The organism is Kitasatospora sp. NPDC006697 (assembly GCF_042869935.1).
Taxonomy (GTDB): domain Bacteria; phylum Actinomycetota; class Actinomycetes; order Streptomycetales; family Streptomycetaceae; genus Kitasatospora.
Genome location: NZ_JBIAGU010000006.1, coordinates 1 through 24387, shown reverse-complemented (window position 1 = coordinate 24387; position 24387 = coordinate 1). Strand labels below are relative to the sequence as shown.

Annotated in this window: 19 protein-coding genes and 2 rRNA genes; 5 read left to right on the top strand and 16 right to left on the bottom strand. The window is 75.2% G+C overall.

The window, feature by feature from the left end; genetic code table 11:
- Positions 1 to 9: 9 nt before the first annotated feature.
- Together ACFYNO_RS10220 and ACFYNO_RS10215 are read left to right on the top strand one after the other, a co-directional pair.
- Positions 10 to 1137, top strand: coding sequence for a uroporphyrinogen-III synthase (locus ACFYNO_RS10220; RefSeq protein ID WP_388008428.1), 1128 nt, complete (start codon positions 10 to 12; stop codon positions 1135 to 1137).
- Positions 1138 to 1160: 23 nt separating this feature from the next.
- Entirely contained in the window at positions 1161 to 1817 is a 657-nt protein-coding gene (locus ACFYNO_RS10215) for a sirohydrochlorin chelatase (RefSeq protein WP_388008425.1), read from the top strand.
- A gap of 11 nt (positions 1818 to 1828) precedes the next feature.
- On the opposite strand, the gene ACFYNO_RS10210 is transcribed toward ACFYNO_RS10215, so the two are convergent.
- On the bottom strand, positions 1829 to 2755 hold the full coding sequence (locus ACFYNO_RS10210; RefSeq protein ID WP_388008422.1) for an EamA family transporter: 927 nt from the start codon (positions 2753 to 2755) through the stop codon (positions 1829 to 1831).
- Positions 2756 to 2869: 114 nt separating this feature from the next.
- Here ACFYNO_RS10210 and ACFYNO_RS10205 point away from each other — a divergent pair, with 114 nt between their 5' ends.
- Positions 2870 to 3397: a MarR family winged helix-turn-helix transcriptional regulator gene (locus ACFYNO_RS10205; protein ID WP_388008419.1), complete on the top strand. Its 528-nt coding sequence runs from the start codon at positions 2870 to 2872 to the stop codon at positions 3395 to 3397.
- A 53-nt stretch (positions 3398 to 3450) separates the two neighbouring features.
- On the opposite strand, the gene ACFYNO_RS10200 is transcribed toward ACFYNO_RS10205, so the two are convergent.
- Positions 3451 to 4749, bottom strand: a complete 1299-nt coding sequence (locus ACFYNO_RS10200) for a class I SAM-dependent RNA methyltransferase (RefSeq protein WP_388009125.1) — start codon at positions 4747 to 4749, stop codon at positions 3451 to 3453.
- A 296-nt stretch (positions 4750 to 5045) separates the two neighbouring features.
- Entirely contained in the window at positions 5046 to 7115 is a 2070-nt protein-coding gene (locus ACFYNO_RS10195; RefSeq protein WP_388008416.1) for an APC family permease, read from the bottom strand.
- A gap of 244 nt (positions 7116 to 7359) precedes the next feature.
- Here ACFYNO_RS10195 and ACFYNO_RS10190 point away from each other — a divergent pair, with 244 nt between their 5' ends.
- Positions 7360 to 8025, top strand: a complete 666-nt coding sequence (locus tag ACFYNO_RS10190; protein WP_388008413.1) for a potassium channel family protein — start codon at positions 7360 to 7362, stop codon at positions 8023 to 8025.
- A complete protein-coding gene (locus ACFYNO_RS10185) occupies positions 8025 to 8696 on the top strand; it encodes a potassium channel family protein (RefSeq protein WP_388008410.1) in 672 nt (223 codons plus the stop codon). The genes ACFYNO_RS10190 and ACFYNO_RS10185 overlap by 1 nt, the downstream gene beginning before the upstream one ends.
- A gap of 51 nt (positions 8697 to 8747) precedes the next feature.
- Here ACFYNO_RS10185 and ACFYNO_RS10180 read toward each other — a convergent pair whose 3' ends face one another.
- The 13 genes from ACFYNO_RS10180 to ACFYNO_RS10120 all read right to left on the bottom strand — a co-directional run.
- Entirely contained in the window at positions 8748 to 9479 is a 732-nt protein-coding gene (locus ACFYNO_RS10180; RefSeq protein WP_388008407.1) for a DUF3159 domain-containing protein, read from the bottom strand.
- On the bottom strand, positions 9476 to 9883 hold the full coding sequence (locus ACFYNO_RS10175) for an OB-fold nucleic acid binding domain-containing protein (protein WP_388008404.1): 408 nt from the start codon (positions 9881 to 9883) through the stop codon (positions 9476 to 9478). Before ACFYNO_RS10175 ends, ACFYNO_RS10180 begins: the two co-directional genes overlap by 4 nt.
- Before the next feature lie 53 nt (positions 9884 to 9936).
- Positions 9937 to 10617 (bottom strand): response regulator, encoded by a 681-nt coding sequence (locus tag ACFYNO_RS10170; protein WP_388008401.1) that lies wholly within the window; start codon positions 10615 to 10617, stop codon positions 9937 to 9939.
- Positions 10614 to 13214 (bottom strand): ATP-binding protein, encoded by a 2601-nt coding sequence (locus tag ACFYNO_RS10165; protein WP_388008398.1) that lies wholly within the window; start codon positions 13212 to 13214, stop codon positions 10614 to 10616. Before ACFYNO_RS10165 ends, ACFYNO_RS10170 begins: the two co-directional genes overlap by 4 nt.
- Positions 13215 to 13425: 211 nt before the next feature.
- Positions 13426 to 14007, bottom strand: coding sequence for a hypothetical protein (locus ACFYNO_RS10160; RefSeq protein WP_388008395.1), 582 nt, complete (start codon positions 14005 to 14007; stop codon positions 13426 to 13428).
- Positions 14008 to 14175: 168 nt separating this feature from the next.
- On the bottom strand, positions 14176 to 14892 hold the full coding sequence (locus ACFYNO_RS10155) for an ABC transporter ATP-binding protein (RefSeq protein WP_388008392.1): 717 nt from the start codon (positions 14890 to 14892) through the stop codon (positions 14176 to 14178).
- Positions 14889 to 15875 (bottom strand): ABC transporter ATP-binding protein, encoded by a 987-nt coding sequence (locus tag ACFYNO_RS10150; protein WP_388008389.1) that lies wholly within the window; start codon positions 15873 to 15875, stop codon positions 14889 to 14891. The genes ACFYNO_RS10155 and ACFYNO_RS10150 overlap by 4 nt, the downstream gene beginning before the upstream one ends.
- A gap of 11 nt (positions 15876 to 15886) precedes the next feature.
- Positions 15887 to 18730, bottom strand: coding sequence for a hypothetical protein (locus ACFYNO_RS10145; RefSeq protein ID WP_388008386.1), 2844 nt, complete (start codon positions 18728 to 18730; stop codon positions 15887 to 15889).
- Positions 18731 to 18773: 43 nt separating this feature from the next.
- Positions 18774 to 22190, bottom strand: a complete 3417-nt coding sequence (locus tag ACFYNO_RS10140) for an FtsX-like permease family protein (RefSeq protein ID WP_388008383.1) — start codon at positions 22188 to 22190, stop codon at positions 18774 to 18776.
- A gap of 151 nt (positions 22191 to 22341) precedes the next feature.
- Positions 22342 to 23277, bottom strand: coding sequence for a hypothetical protein (locus ACFYNO_RS10135; protein WP_388008380.1), 936 nt, complete (start codon positions 23275 to 23277; stop codon positions 22342 to 22344).
- A complete protein-coding gene (locus ACFYNO_RS10130) occupies positions 23270 to 23944 on the bottom strand; it encodes a SigE family RNA polymerase sigma factor (RefSeq protein WP_388008377.1) in 675 nt (224 codons plus the stop codon). Before ACFYNO_RS10130 ends, ACFYNO_RS10135 begins: the two co-directional genes overlap by 8 nt.
- A gap of 145 nt (positions 23945 to 24089) precedes the next feature.
- Positions 24090 to 24206 (bottom strand): 5S ribosomal RNA (rrf, locus tag ACFYNO_RS10125).
- A gap of 88 nt (positions 24207 to 24294) precedes the next feature.
- Positions 24295 to 24387, bottom strand: a 23S ribosomal RNA gene (locus ACFYNO_RS10120); the annotation flags it as partial.

Genomic DNA, 24387 nt, shown 5'->3' with positions numbered 1-24387 from the left:
CTTCACGCCATGAACAGTCCGCAGCTCGTCAGCCCTCTGATCGGCTACACCATCGGGGTGACCGCCGCTCGCCGCCGCGAGGAGCTGACCGCCCTGCTGCGCCGTCGCGGCGCCAAGGTGGTCGAGGCGCCCGCGCTGCGGATCGTGCCCCTGGAGGACGACATCGCGCTGCGCCGGGCCACCGAGCGCTGCCTGAGCGCGCCGCTGGACTTCGTGGTCGCCACCACCGGCGTCGGCTGGCGCGGCTGGCTGAGCGCGGCCGACGGCTGGGGCCACGGTGCCCGGCTGGCCGAGGTCTGCCGGAGCGCGGCCGTGCTCACCCGCGGCCCCAAGGCGACCGGCGCGGTCCGGGCCGGCGGCCTGAGCGAGACCTTCTCCCCCGCCACCGAGGGCACCGGCGAGCTGCTGTCCTGGCTGCTCGCCCGCGAGCTGCGCGGCGCCCGGGTGGCGGTGCAGGAGCACGGCGGGCCGCTGGACGGCTTCGCCGAGGCACTGCGCGAGCGCGGCGCGGAGGTGATCGAGGTGCCGGTCTACCGCTGGGGGCCGCCGGAGGACCCGCTGCCGCTGCGCCGGCTGGTCGAGCAGACGGCCCGCCGCGAGCTGCACGCCCTCACCTTCACCAGCGCGCCCGCGATCACCGCCTTCCTGGCGGCGGCCGAGGAGTTGACGCTGACCGAGCCGGTGCTGGCCGGGCTGCGCGCGGAGGTGCTGCCGGTCTGCGTGGGGCCGCTCTGCGCCCGCCCGCTGGAGGAGGTCGGGATCACCGCGCACTGCCCGGACCGCGGACGGCTGGGCTCGATGGTGCGCGCCCTGGAGACCGCGCTGCCCGCGCACAACCGGCGCGAGGTGCGCGCCGGCAGCCATCGGCTGACCCTGCAGGGCAATGCGGTGCTGGTGGACGGCGGTACGGCGGCGCAGCTGCCGCCGCTGCTGGCCGCGGTGCTGCGGGTGCTGGCCGAGCAGCCGGGGCGGGTGCTGAGCCGTGCCGAACTGCTGCGCCGCGCCTGGGTCGGCAACCAGGCCGACGAGCACGCGGTGGAGGCGGCGATCGCCCGGCTCCGGGTGGCGCTCGGCGAGCACGCGGGCCTGATCCGCACCGTGCCCAAGCGCGGCTACAGCCTGGTGGCGGCGCAGTGAGCGCGCCGCCGACCCTGGTTGCCGTGGCGCACGGCACCCGGGACCCGCAGGGGGTGGCCGCCCAGCACGCGCTGCTGGCCGCGGTGCGCGCCGAACGGCCGGGCCTGACGTGCGAGTTGGCCTTCCTGGACCATGCCGTGCCGAGCCCGGCCGAGGTGCTGGCCGGGCTGCGCGGCTCGGCGGTGCTGGTCCCGCTGCTGCTGGGCACCGGCTTCCACCTGCGGGTCGACCTGCCGGCCGCGGCCGCCGCCGCGCCGCACCTGCGGGTGCGGGTGGCCGGGCCGCTGGGGCCCGATCCGCTGCTGGCCGAGGCGCTGCACGGGCGGCTGGCCGAGGCCGGCGGTCCGGCCGACGCCGTGGTGCTGGCCGCGGCCGGCTCCACCGATCCGGCGGGCAACGCGGACGCGGCGCGGATGGCCGAGCTGCTGGGCGAGCGGCTGGGCCGCCCGGTCACCGCGGCCTACCTGTGCGCCGCCGGCCCCTCCCCCGCCGAGGCCGTCGCCGCGCTGCGGGCGGCCGGGCACCGCCGGGTCGCGGTGGCGCCCTACCTGCTGGCGCCGGGCTTCTTCGCCCGCCGGGCCGGCCGCAGCGGCGGCTGCCTCACCGCGGCACCGCTGGGCGCGCACCGCGAGCTGGCCCGGCTGGTGCTGGCCCGCTACGACCAGGCGCCGCCCGACTGACCGACTGGGCGTCAGGTCCCGGCCGACTCCCGCCGCCCCGCCGGGACGGCCGCCGGTCCGGGCTCGGGCGGACGCTTGGCGGGCGCCCGCGGCGCGGCCAGGAAGACCGAGCCGAGGATGGCCGCGATGCCGGCCACCTGGAGCGCGGAGAGCCGCTCGTGCTGGAAGACCAGCCCGAGCACATTGGCCACGATCGGGCTGCCCAGGGTGAGGAAGGACATCGTCAGCGCGGTCAGCCGGGACAGTCCGCGGAACCAGATGGCGTAGCTGATGGTGGCGCCCATGGTGATCAGGTAGCCGAAGCCGGCGAGGTTGCGCCAGCTCAGACCGGACGGCAGGCCCTCCACCCCGACCGCGAAGGGCAGGATCACCAGCCCGCCGGCCACCAGCTGCCAGCCGGTGGCAGCGAGCACGCCCACCCCCTCGGGCCGCCCCCAGCGCTTGGTCAGCGTGATCCCGCCGGCCATGCTGGCCGCGGCGGCCAGCCCGGCCAGCACCCCCACCGCGTTCAGGCCGACGGCGCCCTTGAGCACCAGCAGCGCCACCCCGCCCGCGCCGAGCAGGCAGGCCAGCAGGTGCACGGCCCGGATCCGCTCGCCGAGGAAGAGCGCCCCGAGGACCAGCACGATCATCGGCTGCACCGCCATGATCACGCCGGCGATCCCGCCGGGCAGGTGGTAGGCGGCGACGAAGAGCAGGTAGTTGAAGACGGCGATGTTGAGCGTGCCGAGCACCAGCGAGCGCCAGATCCACCTGCCCCTGGGCAGCTGCCGGGCGGCGGCCAGCAGCAGCAGTCCGCCGGGCAGCGCCCGGACGGCGGTGTCCAGCACCGGGCGGTCCGGCGGCAGCAGGTTGGTGGTCACCAGGTAGGTGCTCCCCCAGATGGTGGGCGCCAGCGCGGTCACCGCGGAGGTGCGCAGGTACGGCGCGTTCCTCATGCCGCGCCGCCCGCGGGGTCGTCCGATCCCCGCCCCGGGCTCGCGGGAGCCGGGCGGCATGCGATAGTTTCCATGGAAGGGACATTAGTTTCCATGGAAGAGGATCGTCAACCCATGCCCACTGCCCCCGGTTCGCGGCCCCCCGGCACCGACGCGCTCGATGCGATCGTCGGCCAGTGGGAGCGGGAGCGGCCCGACCTCGACCCCGTCCCGATGGCCCTGCTGGGCCGGATCACCCGGCTGTACTGGATGGTGGACGAGCGGCTGAACCTGGTCTTCGGCCGCTTCGGCCTGGGCCGCGGCGAGTTCGACGTGCTCGGCACGCTGCGCCGCAGCGGCCCGCCCTTCGAGCTGACCGCCGGCGAGCTGAGCGGGTCGATGATGGTCACCTCCGGCGCCGTCACCAAGCGGGTCGACCGGCTGGAGCGGGCCGGGCTGGTCGGCCGCCGCACCGCCGAGGGGGACGCCCGGGGCCGGCTGATCAGGCTGACCGAGGAGGGCCGGGAGCTGATCGACCGCGCCGTCACGGCGCACGTGGAGAACGAGCGGCGGCTGGTCTCCGGCCTGACCGCCGAGGAGCAGGAGACCCTCTCCGGCCTGCTGCGCAGGCTCACCCTGACCATGCCGGACGCCAGGCCCTGAGAACGGCGGAAGCCGGGGCCCGATGGACCCCGGCTCCCGCTGCTGAACCCTCGTCAGTCCCGCTCGACCGGCTCCAGCACGGCCACGCACTCGAAGTGGTGCGTCATCGGGAACAGGTCGAAGGCGCGCAGCGAGACCGGCCGGTAGCCGCCCTCGGCGAAGAACGCCAGGTCCCGGGCGAGCGCGGCCGGGTCGCAGGCCACGTAGGCGATCCGGCGGGCGCCCAGCGAGGCCAGGTGGCGCACCGTTTCCCGCCCGGCGCCGGCCCGCGGCGGGTCCAGCACGATCAGGTCGGTGGCGGTGATCCCGGTGCGCGGCAGCAGGCGCTCCACCTTGTCGCACTCGATCCGCACCTGCTCCAGCTCGGCCAGGTTGTGCCGGGCGTCGGCCACCGCCTGCTTGCCGGACTCGATGCCGAGCACCGCGCCCTCCTCGCCGACCCGCTCGGCCAGCGCACCGGCGAACAGGCCGACCCCGCAGTACAGGTCGAGCGCGTTCTCGCCCCACTGCGGGTCCAGGCCGTCCAGCACCGCGTTGACCAGGGTGTCCGGCGCCTCGGGGTGGATCTGCCAGAAACCGCCGTTGCTGACCCGCCAGGTCCGGTCGGAGGCCCGCTCGCGGACGAAGCCGCGCCCGTGCACCCGGTGGAACAGCTCCTGCTCGTCCACCCGGACGATGGAGACCGGCTTGTCCAGCTCGACCAGCGGCAGCTGCTCGCCGGGCAGCGGGCGCAGCACCAGCTGGCGGTCCGAGGACCCGGTGGCGGCGATCGCCTCCACCGACTCCAGGCCGGTCCAGTCCCGCGCCTCCACGCCCAGCTCGGTGACGCCCTCGGCGGCGATCAGGCAGCGGTCGATCGGCTGCAGCTCGTGCGAGCGGTGCTTGCGCAGCCCGACCCGCCCGGTCTCCGGGTCCACCCGGTACTGCACCCGGCTGCGCCAGGCCGGCACCTGACCGGGCGCCAGCTTGCCGCCGACCGGCTCCACGCTGCCGTCCCAGCCGGCCTGCGCCGGGGTGAGGCCGGCCAGCTTGGCCAGCTGCTCGGTGAGCACGGCGGCCTTCAGCTTGCGCTGGCCGCCGGGGCTGACGTGCTGCCAGTCGCAGCCGCCGCACTTGCCGGGGCCGGCGAACGGGCAGGGCGCCTCGATCCGGTCCTTGGCCGGGGTCAGCACCTCGACCGCGTCGGCCCGCAGGAACCGCGAGGTGGTGGTGCCCTCGGTCACCTCGGCCACCACCCGCTCACCGGGCAGCGCGTGCCGCACGAAGAGCACCCGGCCCTCGTGCCGGGCCACGCAGTGGCCGCCGCCGTGCGCGACCGGGCCGACCTCCAGCTCGTACCGGGTGCCGACCAGCGGCTCGCCGCTCGGCGCCTTCGGCGGCCGCGGCGCGGCCGCCGCCCTGGGGGCCCGGGCCGGGCGGGCCGGGCGCTCGGCCCGCGGCGCCTTCGGCGCCTTGGGCTGGCGCTGGGCCGGCTCGGCCGGCTCGGCGGGCCGCTCGGCCGGCACCGGCGGAGCGGTCCGCGCGGTCAGACCCTCCCGGTCGGTGGCCTCCGGACGGGCCGGCCGGTTGGCCCAGCGGGGCTTGGCGACCTGGCCGACCTTGCCGCCCTTGCGGGGCTGGCCCGAGGCGGAGCGGGGGGTGTTGCGACTCACGTGACGGCATCCTTGTCGGTGCTGACGGGTGCTGCGGGGATTTCGACCGCAGCCCCCGACGGTACCGTGCGCCGCCGCGGTTCGCCGCGCCGCACGTCGCCGGGCGCCGAGTAGCTGCGCACCGTGCGGCGCCGCTCGGAGGACTCCAGCTGCCAGGGCACCGAGGTCACCATCACCCCGGGCTTGAAGAGCAGCCGGCCCTTGAGCCGCAGCGCGCTCTGGTTGTGCAGCAGGTGCTCGTACCAGTGGCCGACCACGTACTCGGGGATGTAGACGCTCACCACGTCGCGCGGCGCCGAGCCGCGCAGCCGGCGCACGTACTCCAGCACCGGGACGGTGATCTCCCGGTAGGGCGAGGCCAGCACCTTCAGCGGCACCTCGATGCCGCGCTCGTCCCACTCCGCCCGCAGCGCCGCGGTGTCCGCCGGGTCCACGTCGACGGTGACCGCCTCCAGGGTGTCCGCCCGGGCCAGCCGGGCGTAGGCCAGCGCGCGCAGCGCCGGCTTGTGCAGCTTGGAGACCAGCACGATGGCGTGGATCCGGGTCGGCAGCGCGGAGTCGGCGGCGTCCTCGGCCGGGGTCAGCTCCTCGGAGATCCGGTCGTAGTGCCGGCGGATCGCCTTCATCATCACGAACAGCACGCACATGGTGGCGATCGCGATCCAGGCGTGGCTGATCTTGGTGACCAGCACCACGATCAGCACCGCCGCGGTCATCACCAGGCCGAAGGTGTTGATCACCCGGGAGCGCTGCATCCGGCGGCGCTCCTTGGGGTCGGTCTCGGTGCGCAGCAGCCGGGTCCAGTGCCGGATCATGCCGGACTGGCTCATGTTGAAGGAGACGAAGACGCCGACGATGTAGAGCTGGATCAGCCGGTTCGGGTCGGCGTCGAAGGCGGCGATGAAGACGATCGCCACCGCGGCCAGCAGGATGATGCCGTTGGAGAAGGCCAGCCGGTCGCCGCGGGTGTGCAGCTGGCGGGGCAGGTAGCGGTCCTGGGCCAGGATCGAGCCGAGCACCGGGAAGCCGTTGAAGGCGGTGTTGGCCGCGAGCACGAGGATCAGGCCGGTGACGGCGGCGATGAAGTAGAAGCCCGGGGTGAAGTTGGAGAAGACCGCCTCGCTGATCTGCGCCAGCGCCGTCTTCTGGTGGTAGCCGGCCGGCGCGCCGGTCAGCTGCTGGGCCGGGTTCTCGGCCATCTGGGTGCCCGTCAGGTGGGCCAGGTAGATGATGCCCATGAACATGGTCACCGCGATCCCGGCCATCATCAGCAGGGTGGTGGCGGCGTTGCGGCTCTTCGGCTTGCGGAAGGCCGGCACGCCGTTGCTGATCGCCTCGACGCCGGTGAGCGCGGCGCAGCCCGAGGAGAACGCCTTCAGCAGCAGGAAGACCAGGGCGAAGCCGGTCAGCGCGCCGTTGCCCGGGGTCGGTTCGAGGTGGAAGCCGGCGCTCTCGGCGTGCAGCGTGTCGCCCATCAGCAGGTGCCGGACCAGGCCGTAGCCGACCATGCCGATCACCCCGGCCATGAAGGCGTAGGTGGGGACGGCGAAGGCGGATCCGGACTCGCGCACCCCGCGCAGGTTCATGGCCATCAGCACCACCACCAGCAGCACGCTCAGCGCGAGCTCGTGGCCGCGCAGCGCCGGCACCGCGGAGACCACGTTGGCCACCCCGGAGGTGGTGGAGACCGCCACCGTGAGCACGTAGTCGACCATCAGGGCGCTGGCCACCACCAGGCCGGAGTTCGGCCCGTGGTTGACCGTGGCGACCTCGTAGTCGCCGCCGCCGCTGGGGTAGGCGTGCACGTTCTGCCGGTACGAAGCCACCACCGCGAGCATCACGACGGCGACCACGACGCCGATCTGCCAGGAGAAGTGGATCGCCGACACCCCGGCCAGCGAGAGGGTGAGCAGGATCTCCTCGGGCGCGTAGGCCACCGAGGAGAGCGCGTCGGAGGCGAACACCGGCAGGGCGATCCGCTTGGGCAGCAGGGTCTCGCCGAGCTTGTCGCTTCGGAGCGCGCGGCCGATGAGCAGCCGTTTGGAGACGTCGGTCAGATTGGGCACGTTAAGGAATCGTAAGGGCTCTTGCTTTCACGGCCACCACCGCGGCGTCGACTTCGTCGAGTCCTTGTTCTACAGACCGGCTAGTGTCGGGGGGCGAGGACGCGGGCAGCACTACGGTTGCCCGGCCGTCCGTCCGAGCGGACGAACGGCCCGTCTTATCGCCCGGCGATTCGGGTACGGAAGGAAGATCGAACGGTGTTTGCGCAGGTCAAGGCCCCAACGAGTCGGGTGAGGTAACGGCACCGTGCACATCGTGATCATGGGTTGCGGACGGGTCGGCTCCGCGCTGGCCCGGGCCCTGGAGAAGCAGGGCCATTCGGTGGCCGTGGTGGACCAGGACCCGACGGCCTTCCGCCGGCTCGGTGCCGGGTTCAACGGCCGCCGGGTCACCGGCGTCGGCTTCGACCAGGACACCCTGCGCGAGGCCGGCATCGAGGAGGCCGGCGCCTTCGCCGCGGTCAGCAGCGGCGACAACTCCAACATCATCGCGGCCCGGGTGGCCCGGGAGAACTTCGGGATCGAGCACGTGGCCGCCCGGATCTACGACCCCCGCCGGGCCGAGGTCTACCAGCGCCTGGGCATCCCGACCGTCGCCACCGTGCGCTGGACCGCCGACCAGATGCTGCGCCGGCTGCTGCCCAGCGGCTCCGAGCCGCTCTGGCAGGACCCGAGCGGCAGCGTGCAGCTGGCCGAGGTCGCCTACGCGCCGGCCTGGATCGGCCACCGGCTCACCGAGCTGGAGGAGGCCTCCGGCGCCCGGGTGGCGTTCGTCACCCGGCTCGGCGAGGGCATGCTGCCCACCCCGCAGACGGTGGTGCAGGAGGGCGACCTGGTCCAGGTGATGGTGCGCAAGGCGGAGCTGGCCGCGGTCGAGGCCGCGTTCGCCGCCGGGCCGGAGGAGGATCACTGATGCGGGTAGCGATTGCCGGAGCCGGCGCGGTCGGCCGCTCGATCGCCGGCGAACTGCTGGAGAACGGCCACGAGGTGCTGCTCGTGGACAAGAACCCGAACTCCATCTCGGTGGAGCGGGTGCCGATGGCCGAGTGGCTGCTGGCCGACGCCTGCGAGATCACCTCGCTGGACGAGGCGGCGCTGCAGCGCTGCCACGTGGTGATCGCCGCCACCGGTGACGACAAGGTCAACCTGGTGGTCTCGCTGCTCGCCAAGACCGAGTACGGCGTGCCGCGGGTGGTCGCCCGGGTGAACAACCCGAAGAACGAGTGGCTCTTCAACGAGTCCTGGGGCGTGGACGTCGCCGTCTCCACCCCGCGGCTGATGTCCGCGCTGGTCGAGGAGGCCGTCAGCGTCGGCGACCTGGTCCGGCTGATGCGGTTCAGCCAGGGCAACGCCAACCTGGTGGAGCTCACCCTGGCCGAGGACGCCGAGCTGGTCGGCACCCGGGTGGGCGACGTCTCCTGGCCGGTGGACACCGCGCTGGTCACCGTGATCCGCGAGGGCCGGGTGCTGGTGCCGGCCCGCGACGACACCCTGGAGGGCGGCGACGAGCTGCTCTTCGTCGCCGCGCAGGAGCGCGAGGAGGAGCTGGAGCAGTTGCTCTCGGCCGGCGCCGGCGCGCAGTAGCCGCAACGACGAAGCGGCCCGGCTCCCCCCTCGGGGAGCCGGGCCGCTTCGCTACTCGTCCTCGTCCGGGACCTCGGCCTTGATCGGCGGCGGCGCCTTCACCAGGATCTGCCAGGTCACGTACATCGCCAGCAGCAGCGGCGGGTAGGCCAGCGCCACCTTCAGCCAGCCCAGCAGGTTGACGTCGCCGGTGAAGTAGAGCGGGAAGAGCACCAGCGGCTTGATGCCCATGATCGCCACCCAGGCCCAGGTGGCCTTGGTGTAGGCCTTCAGCCGGCCCGGGTTCTGGGTGCGCCAGGTGAACATCTCGCCGGTGACCGGGCCGAGCATGACGCCGATCAGCGGCCAGCGGGCCAGCGCCGAGATCGCCAGCGCCAGGCAGTAGCCGACGCTGTAGAGCAGGCCCGGCAGGTAGAAGTTCTGCGCCTTGCCGGTCCGCATCGCGAAGAAGGCGCCGATCGCCACGCCGAAGACGCCGGAGAAGGCGTGCTTCAGGGTCTCCCGGCGCAGCAGCCGGACCACCACCAGCAGCAGGCACAGGCCCAGCGCCGCCCAGGCGGCGGTGGCCACCTTGTGGGTCACCGTGAAGGTGGCGATGAAGACCAGACCGGGCACGGTCGTGTCGATCAGGCCGCGGACCCCGCCGAAGGCGGCCATCACGGTGTCGGCGGCCTCCCGGGAGGCGGCCGCGTCCTGCTCCGCCTGCCGGCGGGCGGCCTCGGCCGGATCCTCAGTGATCAGCACGTGCGGGGCGGCGTGCTCGCCGCCGGGCGGATTGGTCACTGGTGCTCGCTCCCATGTCCCAGCGGACGAAGCTCGTAGCGGGGGTTGAAGAGCACGCGGCGCCCGCGTGCACTGCTGATCCGGCCGCTGGCGGTGAGCCGGCGGCCCGGCTCTATGCCGGCGATCGAGCGCCGGCCCAGCCAGACCACGTCGAGCGCGTCGGAGCCGTCGAACAGCTCCGCCTCCAGGGCCGGCACCCCGGCCCGGGGGCGCAGCGTCACGGTGCGCAGGGTGCCGGAGACGGTGACCACCTCGCGGTCGCCGGCCTGGGCGATCGGCGTGCAGCCGGACACCGCGGCGTCCTCCCGCAGCTCCTGCGCCTGCAGCTCCTCCGGGCTGGAGGTGAGCCGCGAGAGCATCCGCCGCAGCCGGCCCTGCGGCTGGTCTCCGCTGTTACCACTCATGCCGGAAGGGTACCGGCTACAGCCCCTCGAACGGAGTGGTCGAACGACCCCTCCTAGGGCTCGAAGCGGTAGCCCATGCCGGCCTCGGTGATGAAGTGGCGCGGGTGCGAGGGGTCGGTCTCCAGCTTGCGGCGCAGCTGGGCAAGGTAGACCCGCAGGTAGTTGGTCTCGGTGCGGTAGGCCGGGCCCCAGACCTCCTGCAGCAGCTGGGTCTGGCTGACCAGCCGGCCGGCGTTGCGGACCAGCACCTCCAGCAGGTGCCACTCGGTCGGGGTGAGCCGGATGTCGACGCCGCCCTTGTTGACCTTCTTGGCGGCCAGGTCGACCGTGAACGCCTCGGTGGTCACCAGCGAGTCGTCCTCGCCGGCCACCGGCTCGGCCCGGCGCACCGCGGCCCGCATCCGGGCCAGCAGCTCGTCCATGCCGAACGGCTTGGTCACGTAGTCGTCGGCGCCCGCGTCCAGCGCCTCCACCTTCTCGTCGGAGGCGTGCCGGGCGGAGAGCACGATGATCGGCACCCGGGTCCAGCCGCGCAGGCCCTTGATCACCTCGACGCCGTCCATGTCCGGCAGGCCGAGGTCCAGCACCACCACGTCGGGGTGCCGGGCCGCCGCCAGCTCCAGCGCGCTGGCACCGTCGTGGGCGGCGTCGACCTCGTACTTGCGGGCCTTGAGGTTGATCACCAGGGCGCGGACGATCTGCGGTTCGTCGTCCACGACGAGGACCCGGGTCATGCGTGCTCCGTCTTCCGAAGGTTCAGGGAGGTCAGTGCCGGTGCGTCGGCGGGCGGGTCGGGGGCGCGCGCCACGGCGGGCAGCGAGACCACCATGGTCAGGCCGCCGCCGGGGGTGTCCTCGGCGGTGATGCTGCCGCCCATCGACTCGACGAAGCCGCGGGCCACCGCCAGGCCGAGGCCCACGCCGGCGCCGCGCGGGGCGTCGCCGTAGCGCTGGAACGGCGCGAAGATCTTCTCCTTCGCCTCCTCCGGCACCCCGGGCCCGCGGTCCACCACCCGCAGCTCCACCCGCTCCCCCGCCGGGGAGGCGTCCAGCGCGTCCGCCCGGACCAGCACCCGCTGGCCCGGCGGGCTGTACTTGACGGCGTTCTCGATCAGGTTGGCCAGCGCCCGCTCCAGCAGCCCGGCGTCCGCCGAGACCATCGGCAGGCTCTCCGGCACCTCCAGCCGCACCGACTCCAGCGGCACCCCGCCGAGCGCGAACGGCACCACCTCGTCCAGGTCCACCTCCTGGATCAGCGGGGTGACGGTGCCGGTCTGCAGCCGGCTCATGTCCAGCAGGTTGTTGATCAGGTGGTCCAGCCGGTCCGCGCCGGCCTCGATCCCGGCCAGCAGCTCGGCCTCGTCGGCCGGCGACCACTGCACGTCCTCGGCCCGCAGCGAGGAGACCGCGGCCTTGATCCCGGCCAGCGGGGTGCGCAGGTCGTGCGAGACGGCGGCCAGCAGGGCGGTGCGGATCCGGTTGCCCTCGGCCTGCCGGCGGGCGGCGGCCGCCTCCTTCACCAGCTGCTCGCGCTCGGCCAGCACGGCGGCCTGCGCGGCGAAGGCGCCCAGCAGCCGGCGGTCGGAGGCGGGCAGCACCCGGCCGCGCAGCACCAGCGCCAGGGTCTTGCCGGCCGGCACGTCGACCTGGCCGTCCTCGGGGTGCTCGGGCGGGTTGGGCCCGCTGTCGGCGATCGCGTGCCAGGGGTCGAACTCGTGGCGCCGCTCCAGCAGCGCCACCGAGTCCACCTGGAAGGTCTCCCGCACCTGGTCCAGCAGCGCCTTGAGCATGCCGTCGCCGGTGGGCCAGCCGCCGCGCAGCACGGTGCCGACCAGGGTACTCAGGGTCTGCGCCTCGGCCTGGCTGCGGGAGGCCTCGTGGGTGCGCCGGGCCGCCACGTCCACCACGGTGGCCACGGCGATGCCGACCACCGTGAAGATCGCAACCGCCAGGATGTTCTGCGGATCGGAGATGGTCAGCCGGTGCACCGGCGGGGTGAACCAGTAGTTCAGCGCGGTGGAGCCGACGATCGCCGAGGCGATCGCCGGGAAGAGCCCGCCGACCAGGGCGGCGCAGACCGTCACCGAGAAGAACAGCAGCATGTCGGTGGGCAGCGCCGTCCGGCTCAGCTGGTTGAGCAGCAGCGCCAGCAGCGGCGGCCCGCCCACCCCGATCAGCCAGCCGGCCACCGCCCGGGGCCGGCCCAGGTCGGTCACCTTGCGGATCGGTATCCGGCCGCGGCCGTGCGCCACGTGCTCGTGGGTGACGATGTGCACGTCGATGTCGCCGGAGTCGCGGGCCACCGTGGAGCCGACGCCCGGACCGTAGACGTACTGCCAGGGCTTGCGGCGGCTGGAGCCGAGCACGATCTGGGTGGCGTTGACGCCGCGGGCGAAGTCCAGCAGGGCCGGCGCCGGGTCGTCGCCGAGCACGGTGTGGAAGGTGCCGCCCAGGCTCTCCACCAGCGCGTGCTGTTCGATCAGCGCCTGCGGCGAGCCGCTGCCGGCCGCCAGCCCGTCGGAGCGGGAGATGTGCACGGCGAGCAGTTCGCTGCCGGAGCCCTTGGCGGCGATCCGGGCGGCCCGGCGGATCAGCGTGGCGCCCTCGGGCCCGCCGGTCAGGCCGACCACGATCCGCTCGCGGGCCTGCCAGGTGGAGTCGATGCCCTGCTCGGCCCGGTAGCGCTGCAGGTACTCGTCCACCCGGTCGGCGGTCCAGAGCAGCGCCAGCTCGCGCAGCGCGGTGAGGTTGCCGGGGCGGAAGTAGTTGGAGAGCGCCGCGTCGATCTTCTCCGGCGCGTAGACGTTGCCGTGCGCCAGCCGGCGGCGCAGCGCCTGCGGGGACATGTCGACCAGCTCGATCTGGTCGGCCCGGCGCACCACCTCGTCCGGCACGGTCTCGCGCTGGCGGACCCCGGTGATGCCCTCCACCACGTCGCCCAGCGACTCCAGGTGCTGGATGTTGACGGTGGAGATGACGTCCACGCCGGCCGCCAGCAGCTCCTCGACGTCCTGCCAGCGCTTGGCGTGCCGGCTGCCCGGGACGTTGGTGTGCGCCAGTTCGTCGACCAGGGCCACCTGGGGGCGGCGGGCCAGCAGGGCGTCCAGGTCCAGCTCGGTGAACTCGGCGCCGCGGTGCTCCAGCACCCGGCGCGGGACGGCCTCCAGGCCGTGCAGCAGTTCGGCGGTGTTCGGGCGGCCGTGGGTCTCGACGAAGCCGACCGCCACGTCGGTGCCGCGGGCCAGTCGGCGGTGGGCCTCGGCGAGCATCGCGTACGTCTTGCCCACCCCGGGGGCCGCCCCGAGGTAGATCCGCAGCCTTCCGCGCGCCATGCGTCCCATTCTTGATCGAGCCCGCTCCGGGGACCACCCCCGGACATCTGTTCGCGCTGTCGAGAGTACGGGGTGAGGGCTCTGCTGCCTTCGATTGGGCTGGTGGGAGGGCAGATTTAGCAGCATCTTGACGTGTCGGAGGGACCGTCAGGGGTCCGGAAACAGCACTGCCGGGCCGTCCCTCGGACGGCCCGGCAGTGGTGGTGCGCGGCTACTGCTTGAGGAACTTCAGGCAGAGCGTGAAGTCCTCCGAACCCTGCTTCTGGGTGTAGTACCCGTCCGCGTCGGAGAACTGCTTGCAGTTGGTGTCGGGGTCGCCCGAGCCGTGCACCTTGCCGACGATCTTGGCGTCGGCGTTCGGGTCGGTGCAGGCGATGGTGACGACGTCCGGGTGGTCGTCGGTGCCGCCCGCCGCGACCGAGCCGTTCTTGTTGTGCACGCAGTCGCCGACCGAGGCGTACTTCGGGTCGTGCTTGGCGCTGTTGACGGCGAAGACGCCGATCACCGCGAGCACGACGACCACGACGATGCCCAGGATGATGCGCGGACCGCGGCGCGGCTTGGCCGGCGGCGTCACGAAGCCCGGGTTCGGGTACTGCGGGGGCATCGGCTGGCCGTACGGCTGACCCGGCTGGGCGTAGCCCTGCTGCGGCGGCAGGTAACCCTGCTGCGGCGGCGGGGCGTAGCCCTGCGGCGCCTGCGGCCCCGGAGCGCCGTAGGCGCCGGGCGGCGGGCCGAAGCCACCGCCCTGCGGCGGCGGGTACTGCCCCTGGGGTGGCGGCGGAGTGGACAAGCGGATCCCCCGGTATGAGGTGACGTCAAGTGGCTCGGCCCAGGAACGCGGCCGGAGCCGCGACCCTATCGGGGCCGGACGGCCGCCCGAAAGCCGGTTCGGCCCCCAGCGGCCCGCTTTACCGAAGCGAGGCCGAACCGTGACCAACCGTCACACCGGCTGCACCCGTCACTCCGCTATCCGACCGTCCTTCAGCTCCACCACCCGGTCCGCGAGTTCCATCAGCTGCGGATCGTGGGTGGCCACCAGCACCGTGACGCCCTCGCTGCGCACCACCGCGCGCAGCAGCTGCATCACCGCCCGGCCGGTCTCCGAGTCCAGCTGGCCGGTCGGCTCGTCGGCGATGATCAGGGCCGGGTCGTTGGCCAGCGCCCGGGCGATCGCCACCCGCTGCTGCTGGCCGCCGGAGAGCTCGGTGGGCCGCTGCTCGGCGTGCTCGGCCAGCCCGACCAGGGCCAGCAGGGTGCGCACCCGCTCCTCGCGCTGGGCCGCCGGCACCTTGCGCAGCCGCATCGGCACCCCGACGTTCTCCGCCGCGCTGAGGATCGGGATCAGCCCGAAGGACTGGAAGACGAAGCCGATCCGGTCCCGCCGCAGCGCCAGCCGGCCCGACTCGTCCAGCCCGGCCAGGTCGGTGCCGTCCAGCAGGATCTTGCCGGAGGTGGGGGCGTCCAGCCCGCCGACCAGGTTGAGCAGCGTGGTCTTGCCGGAGCCCGAGCGGCCGCGCAGCGCCGTCAGCTCGCCGCGCCGGACGCCGAACGACACCCCCCGCAGGGCGTGCACCGCGGTGCCGCCGCTGCCGAAGCTGCGCCAGACGTCCTCGACCTCGACCATCGGCGCCAGCGTGGCGGCCGCGCCGGCGCTCTCCTCCTGCTGCTGGGTCATCCCTCAGTCCCCTCCGGTCGGCCTTGGTCCGGCCAGACCCCGATGTGATCCGCTTCCAGGACCAGCCGGACCCGTTCCCGCAGTGCCAGCTGCTCGGTGAACTCGCGGGGCAGCTGCAGCCGGCCCACCCGGTCGAGCACCGCGTACTCCTCGGCCACCAGACCGTGTGCGCCCGCCTGCTCCCCCTCGTCCGCCCGGCGCCGCAGCACCTCGGTGGAGGTCCGCCCGTCCCGGATCCGCACCGTGCGCCGGACCTGTTCGGATACCAGCGCATCGTGCGTGACGATGAGTACGGTAACCCCAAGCTCGCGGTTTGCCGCCCGCAGTGCGGCGAAGATTTCCGCGGCGGTGGCGGTGTCCAGCTCGCCGGTCGGCTCGTCGGCCAGCAGCAGCCGGGGCTCGTTGGCCACCGCGACGGCGATCGCCACCCGCTGCTGCTCGCCGCCGGACAGCTCCGCCGGGCGCCGGGCGGCCAGGTGGCCCACACCCAGCAGGTCGAGCAGTTCGGCCGCCCGGGCCGGGCGCCTGCCCCGGGCCGTTCCGCCGTAGGCGAGCGGCAGTTGGACGTTCTCCCGGGCCGTCAGGTACGGCAGCAGGTTGCGCGCGGTCTGCTGCTGCACCACGCCGACGGTGCGGCGCCGGTACGCGGTCCTGGCCCGCCGGCCCAGCGCCGCCAGGTCGGTGTCGGCCACCCGGGCGGTGCCCGCGCTGGGCCGGTCCAGGCCGGCCAGGATCGACAGCAGGGTGGACTTGCCGGAGCCCGAGGAGCCGACCAGGGCCAGCAGCTCGCCCTCGGCCACCACCAGATCCAGGCCCTGCAACGCCTGCACCTCCACCCCGCCGGGCCGCCCGGCCGCGCCGGTGCGGAAGATCCGGACCAGGTTCTCGCAGACCACCAGCCCGTCCACGGCCGGCGGCCGGGACCGCTCCAGCGCGGCCGCCCGCAGCGCGGCCAGGTCGGGCTGCCCGTCGGCAGTGCTCACAGCTTCTCCGGTCACAGCTCTTCCCCGAGTCTCAGCACCGCCCGCACCCGGCGCCGCCGGCCCAGCACGGCCTCCAGCGCCACCGCGCCGAGCACCAGCAGGGCCGGCCCCGCGCCGAGCCCGGCGGTGAGGGTCCAGTCGTGGTGGACGGCGGGCTCGTCCGGCCCGCCGGTGATCCCGCGCAGCCGCAGCGCCCCGCCCAGCGCGCTCGGCAGCAGCAGCCCGAGGGCGGCGCCGCCGGCCACCGCGGCCAGCACCAGCGGCAGCAGCTGCAGCAGGCTGAGACCGGTGGCGGCCCGGCCGCCCAGGCCGAGGGTGCGCAGCCGGGCCAGCGTGCGGCCGCGCTCGGCGGAGCTGAGCAGCAGGTCGAGCAGCACGGTGCCCAGGCCGAGCAGCAGGCCCAGCCCGGTCGCGCCGAGGAACGCCTGGCCGGTGGAGCGGACCAGGCCGTCGGAGGTCAGCGCGGCCAGCTCCTCCTGCCGCACCCGCAGCTGGACCGGTGCGCCGAGCCCGCCCGGCGCGCCGTACCGCTCGGCGGCCAGCGCCGCCAGCGCCGCCCGGTCCGGCTCGGGCCCCGGCCCGGCCGAGCCGACCAGCAGCGCCGAGACCTGCCCCGACTGGTGCGGCAGCCGCTGCGCGGCGTCGCCCGCGAACACCAGCAGCGCGGTGTGCCTGGGCTGGTCGCCGAGCACCGGTCCGAGCGCCGGGTCGGCGGCCGAGGCCGCGGAGAGCGTGCCGGCCAGCTGGACCAGGAACCGGGCCTGGCCGGGCGCCGCCACCTCGAAGGTGCCGCCGGGGTAGGCCGCGGCCAGCTCCGGATCGCCGAGCGCGGACAGCACCGGCTCCTGCCCGCTCGCACCGCCGGCGGCCACCGGCGCGCGGTCCAGGCCCGCGCCGAGCAGCGCGGCGGCCAGCGGCGAGCCGGGCTCCAGCCCGCGCAGCCCGGCCGGGTCGACGCCGACCAGGGTGGAGCGCGGGAAGACCGTGCCGTCCTCCTGAGCCGTCAGGTCCCCGCCGGCCGCCCGGACCGCCACCGCCCCGGCGCCGCCGACCGCCCGGTCCGCCTGGCTAGGGCCGGGCAGCCGGTCCAGCGGGCCGACCAGCGCGGCCGCGGCCCCGCCGGTCCGCCAGTCGGCGACCCGCTGGCGGCTGCCGGCCACGGTGCTGGAGACCAGCCCGCCGAACACCCCGCCGCCCATCGCCAGCACCAGGACCAGCAGCACCGGCAGCGCCGCCGCGCCCAGCCCGGCCGCCCGGGCCAGCCCGAGCAGCGGCACCGCGCCCCGGCCCCGGGCCGCCGCCCTGGCGGCCAGCCGGACCAGCGGCGGCACCAGCCGCAGCAGCGCGAGCACCAGGACGAGTGCCAGCAACGACGGGGTCAGCACCAGCTGCGGATCGGCGCCGGCCGCGTCGCCGCGCAGCCGCAGCCCCGCCAGCGCGGCCGCCGCCAACAGCACCACCAGCGCCTCCAGCACCAGTCGGCGGGCTCGCACCCGGCCCTGCGCGGCCAGCGGCGCCAGCAGCAGCACCGCCGCCGGCGCGCAGCCCAGCAGCACGGCGGCGGCCAGCACGGGCGGCCAGCCGCCGGCCTCGGCACCGGGCGGGTAGCCGGGCGGGGCGAGCAGCCCGGCCAGCAGCCGGCCCGCGCCCAGCCCGAGCAGCACCGCCGGCAGCGCCTCCAGCAGCAGCCGGCCGGCCGGCTGCCCGCGTCCGGCACCGCGCAGCCGCTGCAGCTCGAACGCCCCGCCCCGGCGGTGCGCGTTGAGCCGGGCCGCCGCGAAGCCGGTGGCCACCACGACGGTGAGCAGGCCGGCCAGCGCGAAGCCCTGCAGTTGCACGGTCCGGTCGCGCCGGTCGGCGAAGTCGGTGAGCACGGGGGTGAGCCGGTCCCCGACCGTCACGTCGTTCAGCATCAGGCCGGTCAGCCGGCAGCCGAGGCCCGGCCGGTAGTCGCAGAAGGCCGACGGGTCGTACTGGCCGAGCCGGGCGAGCTGGCCGCGCAGCGCCGCCAGGCCCGCGCCGGTGGCGCTGCCCCGGCCGGTGGTGGCGGTCCAGTCCCAGCCGAGCGAGAGCAGCACCCGGCCGCGGTCGCGGGCGGTGGCGAGGCCGGCCTGGCTGGTCAGCAGTTCGCCGTCGAGCTCCTGGCCCCGCGGGGTGACCGTCTTCAGCGGCGAGGTCAGCAGCGGGAGCTGCTGCCAGAACCGGGCCGCGGCGCTGTCGACGTGGAACACCCCGACCAGCACCGCGGGGGTCCCCCAGTCGACGTCGCTCTTCAGCTCGAACCGCCCGCCGACGTGCAGGCCGAGCGCGTCCCGGGTGGCCTCGGAGGCGGCGACCTCGATCGGAGCGTCCTCACCCTTGCCGGTCGGTCCGGGCGCCCGGCCCTCGACGTACCGCAGCCGCTCGCCCTCGGCGGGCGGATCGGCCTGCTGACGGTAGGCCAGCTCGACCAGCGGCGGCCTGCCGAAGACCGTGGGCACCCCGAGGACGGCGGCCCCCTCGGTCTCCGCCTGGCCCCGGCGGTCGCCCAGCACGCCGGCCAGCTGCCGGCCCAGGTGCTGCTCGGCCTGGCTGCCGACCCGGTCCAGGTCGTGGCCGAGCGCGTCCGCCGCCAGCGGTCCGACCGCATCGCCCGGGCCGAGCGACGGGAAGGAGGTGGCACCGTCCGCGGTCACCAGGGCGCCCGACTCCTGGGCCCGGGCCACCTGCCCCGCCAGCGTCCGGTCGGCCAGCCGGTCGAACCGGGCCGGCCAGCCGAGCGAGACCGCCGTGAGCGCCGCAAGCAGCACGGCCAGCGCCGCGGCGACCGGCCAGGAAGCGCCGGCCTCGCGTCTGATCAGCCAGAACGGCGTCATCCCCGCCCTCCCTGGCGGAGGCCGGACGGTCTGCGCCCCGCCCTCATCCCTGCTCCCCCGCGCGCAGCGTCCGGGTCAGGTCCACCCGGGCGAGCAGCCGGGCCAGCACCACCACGGCGGCGCAGAGCAGCAGGCCGGTGGCAGCGGTGGCCGCCGCGGCGGCGGGCCAGCCGGCCGAGGTGCGCAGGTCGGGGAAGACCGGCCAGGAGTTGTCGTCCACCACCATCGCCGGCTGCAGCAGGCCCGCCAGCGCCACGCCCAGCACCCCGCCGAGCAGCGCGGGCAGTGCGGCCAGCGCCACCTGCTCCACCCGCAGCAGCGCGGCCAGCTGCCGCCGCCGCGCCCCGAGCGCCCGCAGCACCGCGAACTCGCGCTGCCGGGAGCGCGCCTCGGCCACGGCGTGCAGGGTGACGGCGGTGAGCGCGAAGACCGGCGCCATCACCAGGGCGAGCAGCCAGCTGGTGCGCTGGGCGGCCCGGAACGGGTCGGTGGCGTAGGAGCGGGCCTGGGCGCGGGCACTGCGGACGCCGCCCAGCTCGGGGTGGGCGGCCAGCGCCGCCTGGGTGGCGGCCGGGTCGCCGGAGGCCAGCCACCAGCCGGCCGGCAGGATCTCCGCCCCGCCGGTCTGCACCCGGTTGACGGCCAGCTGGCGCTGGTCGAGCACCAGGTGGCCGGCCCCGCGGTCGTAGCCCGGCAGCGCGCCGATCCGGCCGATGATCCGCACCTGGGTGGCCGCAGCCGACTCGCCGTAGCGGTCCCAGTCCAGCCGGAGGGTGTCACCGACCTCGGCGTGCAGCCGGGCCAGCAGCGCGTCGTCGGCCAGCACCGGAACCACCGCGGCTCCCTCGGCGGCCGAGGTCTGGAAGAGCACCGACCGGACGCCGAGGCCCGGTCCGACCTCGGCCTGGGTCCGCAGCACGGCGTGCAGCAGCGCGCCGCCCTCGCGGTCCACGCTGCAGGCGCCCGGGCCCTGCAGGCCGTCCGGCAGCCACCGGTCGTCCGGCAGGGTCTTCTGGTTGCCCTCGCAGCCCAGGACCACCGGGTCGGGCTCGACCACGGCCGAGTCCTTCCAGAAGGCTCCGGCGGCCAGGACGGCCGCGGCACGGGTGCCGTCGCCGCCGACCGATGTCAGCTCGGTGACGGCCAGGTCGAGCGTCTGGCGCGGTTCGTACGGGTCGGTGGACTTCGGCGGGTCGAACCGCAGGCCGAGCCGGGCGATCCGCAGCGGGTAGGCGTCGGACGGCAGGTCCGGGAGGTTGAGGCGCAGCATGTGTGAAGCTCCGTCGGTGGGCAGTGGTGCCGTCAGGAGGTCCGTCAGTCCGTCCGCGGTCCGGACGGAGACGGTCAGTGCGACTGACTGGGTGAGCGGATGTCCGGTGCGAAGCCGCACCTGCAGTTCCAGGGAGGCCGGTCGGCCGGACAGCGGCACGCCCTGCTCGGGCACGCCGTCGCGCAGGCGGCTCAGCAGGCCCGCGGCGGAGCCCCCGGCCAGGTCGGGCCGGAGCGCGGGCAGCCGGCCGGGGTCGGCGGCGGTGTCGAAGGCGACGGTGCGCACCACGGTGCTGCCCACGTACGCCGACTGCTCGGCGATGCCGGTCACGGCGGTGACGCCGGGCAGCGCGGCGAGGGTGGCCCTGCGCACCGGTGGCGCGGCGGGAGCGGCGTCGGTGGCGACCGCGGTGGAGTCCACCCGCAGGTCGGCGCCGACGGTGAAGGCGGCCCGGTCCCGGTCGCTGACCGGCAGCACGGCCAGGGTGCCGGCCGCCAGCGTGCCGGTGGCCAGCGCCAGCAGGGTGACCAGCACCGGCACCAGCCGACCGGCCGGATCCCGGCCGATCCGCCAGCCGCCCATCGGCAGCACCAGGCCGGCGCCGCGCCGGGCGCCGCGCTCCAGCAGCCGGGCGGCGACGGGCAGCAGGCGCAGCAGCAGCACGGCGCCGGCCAGCGCCATCACCACCGGGACCAGCACCAGAACCGGGCCCACCGACGCGTCGAAGGCGGTGCCGGCGCCGTCGGGCACCAGCGTTCCGTAGTGCCGCAGTTGGAGGTAGCCGAGGACGGCCACCGCGAGCAGCGCCAGGTCGAGCCCGGCGCGCTGGGCGGCCAGCCGGCGCGGGCCGCGCAGCCGGGCGGAGAGCTCGCCCCCGGGATCCAGGGCCAGCCGGGCGGGCGGCAGCAGCGCGGCCGCGCCGTGCACGGCGAGGGCGAAGGCGGCGGGCAGCAGCACGGTCGGCCAACCGCCGGGCAGCGGCTCGGCCGGGCGGCCGTCCAGCCGCAGCGCCGCCCGCAGCAGCGGACCGGCGGCCAGCACGCCGAGCAGCGCGGCCGGCAGCGCGGCCGCCGCCCACTCGGCGGCGGCCTGCCCGAGCAGCCGGGCCGGGCCGACGCCGCGGGAGAGCCGCAGCAGGTTCTCGGCCCGGCGCTGGGCCGCCAGCCGACGGGCCGTCAGCACCAGGACCACGGCGGCCAGGACGGCCAGCAGCGCAGTCGGCACCGCCACGCCGGCCCGGGCGGCGAGGGCCGGGCGGGCCAGCGAGCTCAGCAGGTCGGGCAGGCCGGACTGCACGGTGGTGTCGGCGAGCAGCGCCGGGGCGCCCCGGTAGACCGCACGCGCCGGATCGCCGCCGGCGAAGCCCTCGGTGCGGTGGCGCAGCGCCGTCAGCTGGTCCAGCGTCAGGTGGTCCGGGTCGGGCAGCGCCACCCAGACCGCCCGGGCGCTCGCCACCAGGCCCGGCTGGGCCAGCAGTTGGTCTCGGTCCAGCAGCAGGTCGTCCGGGGCGCCGTGCCCGGGTGCGCTGACGCCGCGCCAGTAGGCGGCCGCCCCGGCGGTGGGGCGGAAGATGCCGGTGACGGTCAGGTCGACGGTGCCGGCTCCGCCGCCCGGGGCGGGCACCCGGAGCACCTCGCCCGGCTGGGCGTGCAGCAGGGTCGCCGCCGTCTCCGACAGGGCGGCGGCCAGCCCGCCCGGGGTGGCCGGGCCGGCGGGCCAGCTGCCCGCGAGCAGCTGGGCGTAGCGGTCGGGCCGGGGCACGGCCAGCGGGAAGAGCGGGAGGGTGGCGGGCACACCGGCGGTTCCGCTGGGGCCGGTTCCGGAGCCGGCCGGGTCGGTGGGGAGCGGCAGGCCGATCGAACCGGCCCCGCGCAGCGCCGTCTGCGTGCTGTGCGGCACCCCGGTGAGGACCCGGTCGAGCGCGGCCCGCACCACCGGGTCGGCGGAGCGCTCCGCCTCGGCGGTCCAGCGGCCGTCCACCTCGATGCCGAGCGCCGGGTCGCCGGTGAGCCGGTGGCGGACGCCGTCGGTGGCGGCGATGCCTGCCAGGCCGCCCAGGGCGGTCAGCACCGCGACGGCCACCACCAGCGCGCCCACGGCGGCGGCCAGCGCCACCCCGTGGCGGCCGAACAGCCGCAGCACGTGCGGAAGTCCGCGGGCCCGCCCTGAGTCTGGAGTGCTGGTGCTCATCGGCAGCAGTCGCCGCCCTTCCCACCGCGGCCCTCCCCACCGGAGGACGCCTTGCACACCTCACGTGCGCCGACGGGGGCAGGTTGCACAACAGTTGGGATTATTTACCGATCACCGCCGAGCGGTCAGCGGGCACCGGCTTCCGGAACAGCTAGCCGGCGAGCAGGCGGGTCCGCAGCAGCTGGGCCGCCTGGCCGAACTGCTGGTCGACGCCGAGCGGGGTGCCGAACCCCAGCTCACCGGGCCGGTAGCTCCGCCGCACCCCGATCACGCCGACCCGCACCCCGTGCACCGCCACCGTGAACTCCTCCACGTAACTGACCGGCCCGGCCGAGTCGTTGTACGCCTCGTGCAGCACGGTGGACTGCTCGTCGGCGGCCACCCGGGTCAGCCCGCCGTGCCCACCCTTGCAGCCGTACCGGCCGCCCAGCACCTCGGCCGCCGTGGCGGCCGTGGTGTTGTCGGCGAAGCTCAGCACGTACTGGTAGGCCTGGACCTGCCCAGCCGAGTTGCCGAACTCGGCCGGGTTGGCGGGCACGTAGTCGGCTCCGCGGACGTCCCAGGATCCCAGCGACAGGATCGAGCCGGCCAGGCAGCCTGGCTGGTCGCCGGGGTCCGCGGCCAGCGGCGCGCCGGCCTCCGCGGTCGCCGCGCGCCACGGGCCGTAGGCGCCCCAGATCGACGGCATCTCGGCGGCGGAGAGCGGCAGTTGCTTCGCCGTCCAGCCGAGGTCCGGCGGGACGCTGGAGACCGGCAGCGGCGAACTGTCCACCATGCTGGCGGTCACCCGGGTGGAGTGGGAGAGGTCATGGCCGGGCAGCAGCCGCGGCAGTTGGTCCGCGGCGACCCCACCCGCCAGCACCGCGGCCGCGACCGCCAGCGAGGAGGCCGCCCGGTGCCGGCGCCGGCGGCGCGCCGCCTGGTGCACCACGGATTCCAGCGGCGGCGGGGTCAGACGGGCCAGCACCTCGACCCTCAGGCGGTCGAACCCCTCGTCCAGGACAGCGGCGGTCGGTGTCCGGCGCGGTTCCTGGGGCGGGGTCGACGGTCTCTCGGGCGGGGGGAGTTCACCATCGTGCTCAGACACGGCTCTTCGCCTTCGTCTCGGTGGGGTGCGGGTGCTCTCGGTGCTGCGGCTGCGGGGGTACGGACGGGGTGCCGTCGGCGGCGGGTGCCGGTCCGGTGGCGGGTGCGGATACAGGCGGCGGGCCGAGGCGCGGCACGTCCTCCTCCTGGGCCGCGGGCTCGCCGAGCAGCCCGGCCAGGGCGGCACGGCCGCGGTGCAGCCTGGCCTTGATGGTGCCCAGGGCGACGCCCTCCTCCGCCGCGATCTCCGCGACAGTGAGCCCGCCCATGTGGTGCAGCACCACCGCGCGGCGCTGCGCCTCAGGCAGTTCGCGCAGGGCGGCCACCAGCGCCACGGACTCGGGCCCCGGCCCTGGCTGCGGGTTCGCCGGCCCGTGCCGGACCCAGCTGCGCAGCGCCGTCCTGGCCCGCCGCCAGCGGCTGATCGCGATCCGCTGACCGGTCAGCCGGACCCAGGCCACCGGATTCTCGTACCCGCTCAGCCGCGGCCAGTGGTTCCAGGCCCGGACGAACGCCTCCTGGGCGGCGTCCTGCGCCTCACCGAGATCACCGGTCAGCGCGTAGAGGTGGGCGACCAGCTGTCCGTGCGCGCCCTCGTAGAAGGCCCGGAACTCGTCGTTGTCCGTCGGGACCTCGGCCGGCGGACCCTCCCGGGACCGTTTCGCCACGCGCCGCTCCTCCCCCTTGCCCGACTCTTCCGGGAGTGTCGCCGACCTCCGAGGACTCCCGCAAGGTCTAGACCAAAGGATGGAACGCGTCCGGAAACGCGAAGAAGCCCCCAGCACGAATGCTGGGGGCTTCTCCTGAATGATTGTTCGGCGGCGTCCTACTCTCCCACAGGGTCCCCCCTGCAGTACCATCGGCGCTATGAGGCTTAGCTTCCGGGTTCGGAATGTAACCGGGCGTTTCCCTCACGCTATGACCACCGAAACACTATGAAACTATCGGCCGCACCCACCCCTGACATTTCCCGGGTGGGGGTCGTTGTTTCAGAACAACACAGTGGACGCGAGCAACTGAGGACAAGCCCTCGGCCTATTAGTACCGGTCAGCTCCACCCCTCACAGGGCTTCCACATCCGGCCTATCAACCCAGTCGTCTACTGGGAGCC

Excerpts from the sequence above, each read along its gene's own strand:
- ACFYNO_RS10220 (WP_388008428.1), top strand. The coding sequence starts at position 10 with ATGAACAGTCCGCAGCTCGTCAGCCCTCTGATCGGCTACACCATCGGG.
- ACFYNO_RS10210 (WP_388008422.1), bottom strand. The coding sequence starts at position 2,755 with ATGAGGAACGCGCCGTACCTGCGCACCTCCGCGGTGACCGCGCTGGCG.
- ACFYNO_RS10205 (WP_388008419.1), top strand. The coding sequence starts at position 2,870 with ATGCCCACTGCCCCCGGTTCGCGGCCCCCCGGCACCGACGCGCTCGAT.
- ACFYNO_RS10185 (WP_388008410.1), top strand. The coding sequence starts at position 8,025 with ATGCGGGTAGCGATTGCCGGAGCCGGCGCGGTCGGCCGCTCGATCGCC.
- ACFYNO_RS10175 (WP_388008404.1), bottom strand. The coding sequence starts at position 9,883 with ATGAGTGGTAACAGCGGAGACCAGCCGCAGGGCCGGCTGCGGCGGATG.
- ACFYNO_RS10170 (WP_388008401.1), bottom strand. The coding sequence starts at position 10,617 with ATGACCCGGGTCCTCGTCGTGGACGACGAACCGCAGATCGTCCGCGCC.
- ACFYNO_RS10165 (WP_388008398.1), bottom strand. The coding sequence starts at position 13,214 with ATGGCGCGCGGAAGGCTGCGGATCTACCTCGGGGCGGCCCCCGGGGTG.
- ACFYNO_RS10155 (WP_388008392.1), bottom strand. The coding sequence starts at position 14,892 with ATGACCCAGCAGCAGGAGGAGAGCGCCGGCGCGGCCGCCACGCTGGCG.
- ACFYNO_RS10145 (WP_388008386.1), bottom strand. The coding sequence starts at position 18,730 with ATGACGCCGTTCTGGCTGATCAGACGCGAGGCCGGCGCTTCCTGGCCG.
- ACFYNO_RS10140 (WP_388008383.1), bottom strand. The coding sequence starts at position 22,190 with ATGAGCACCAGCACTCCAGACTCAGGGCGGGCCCGCGGACTTCCGCAC.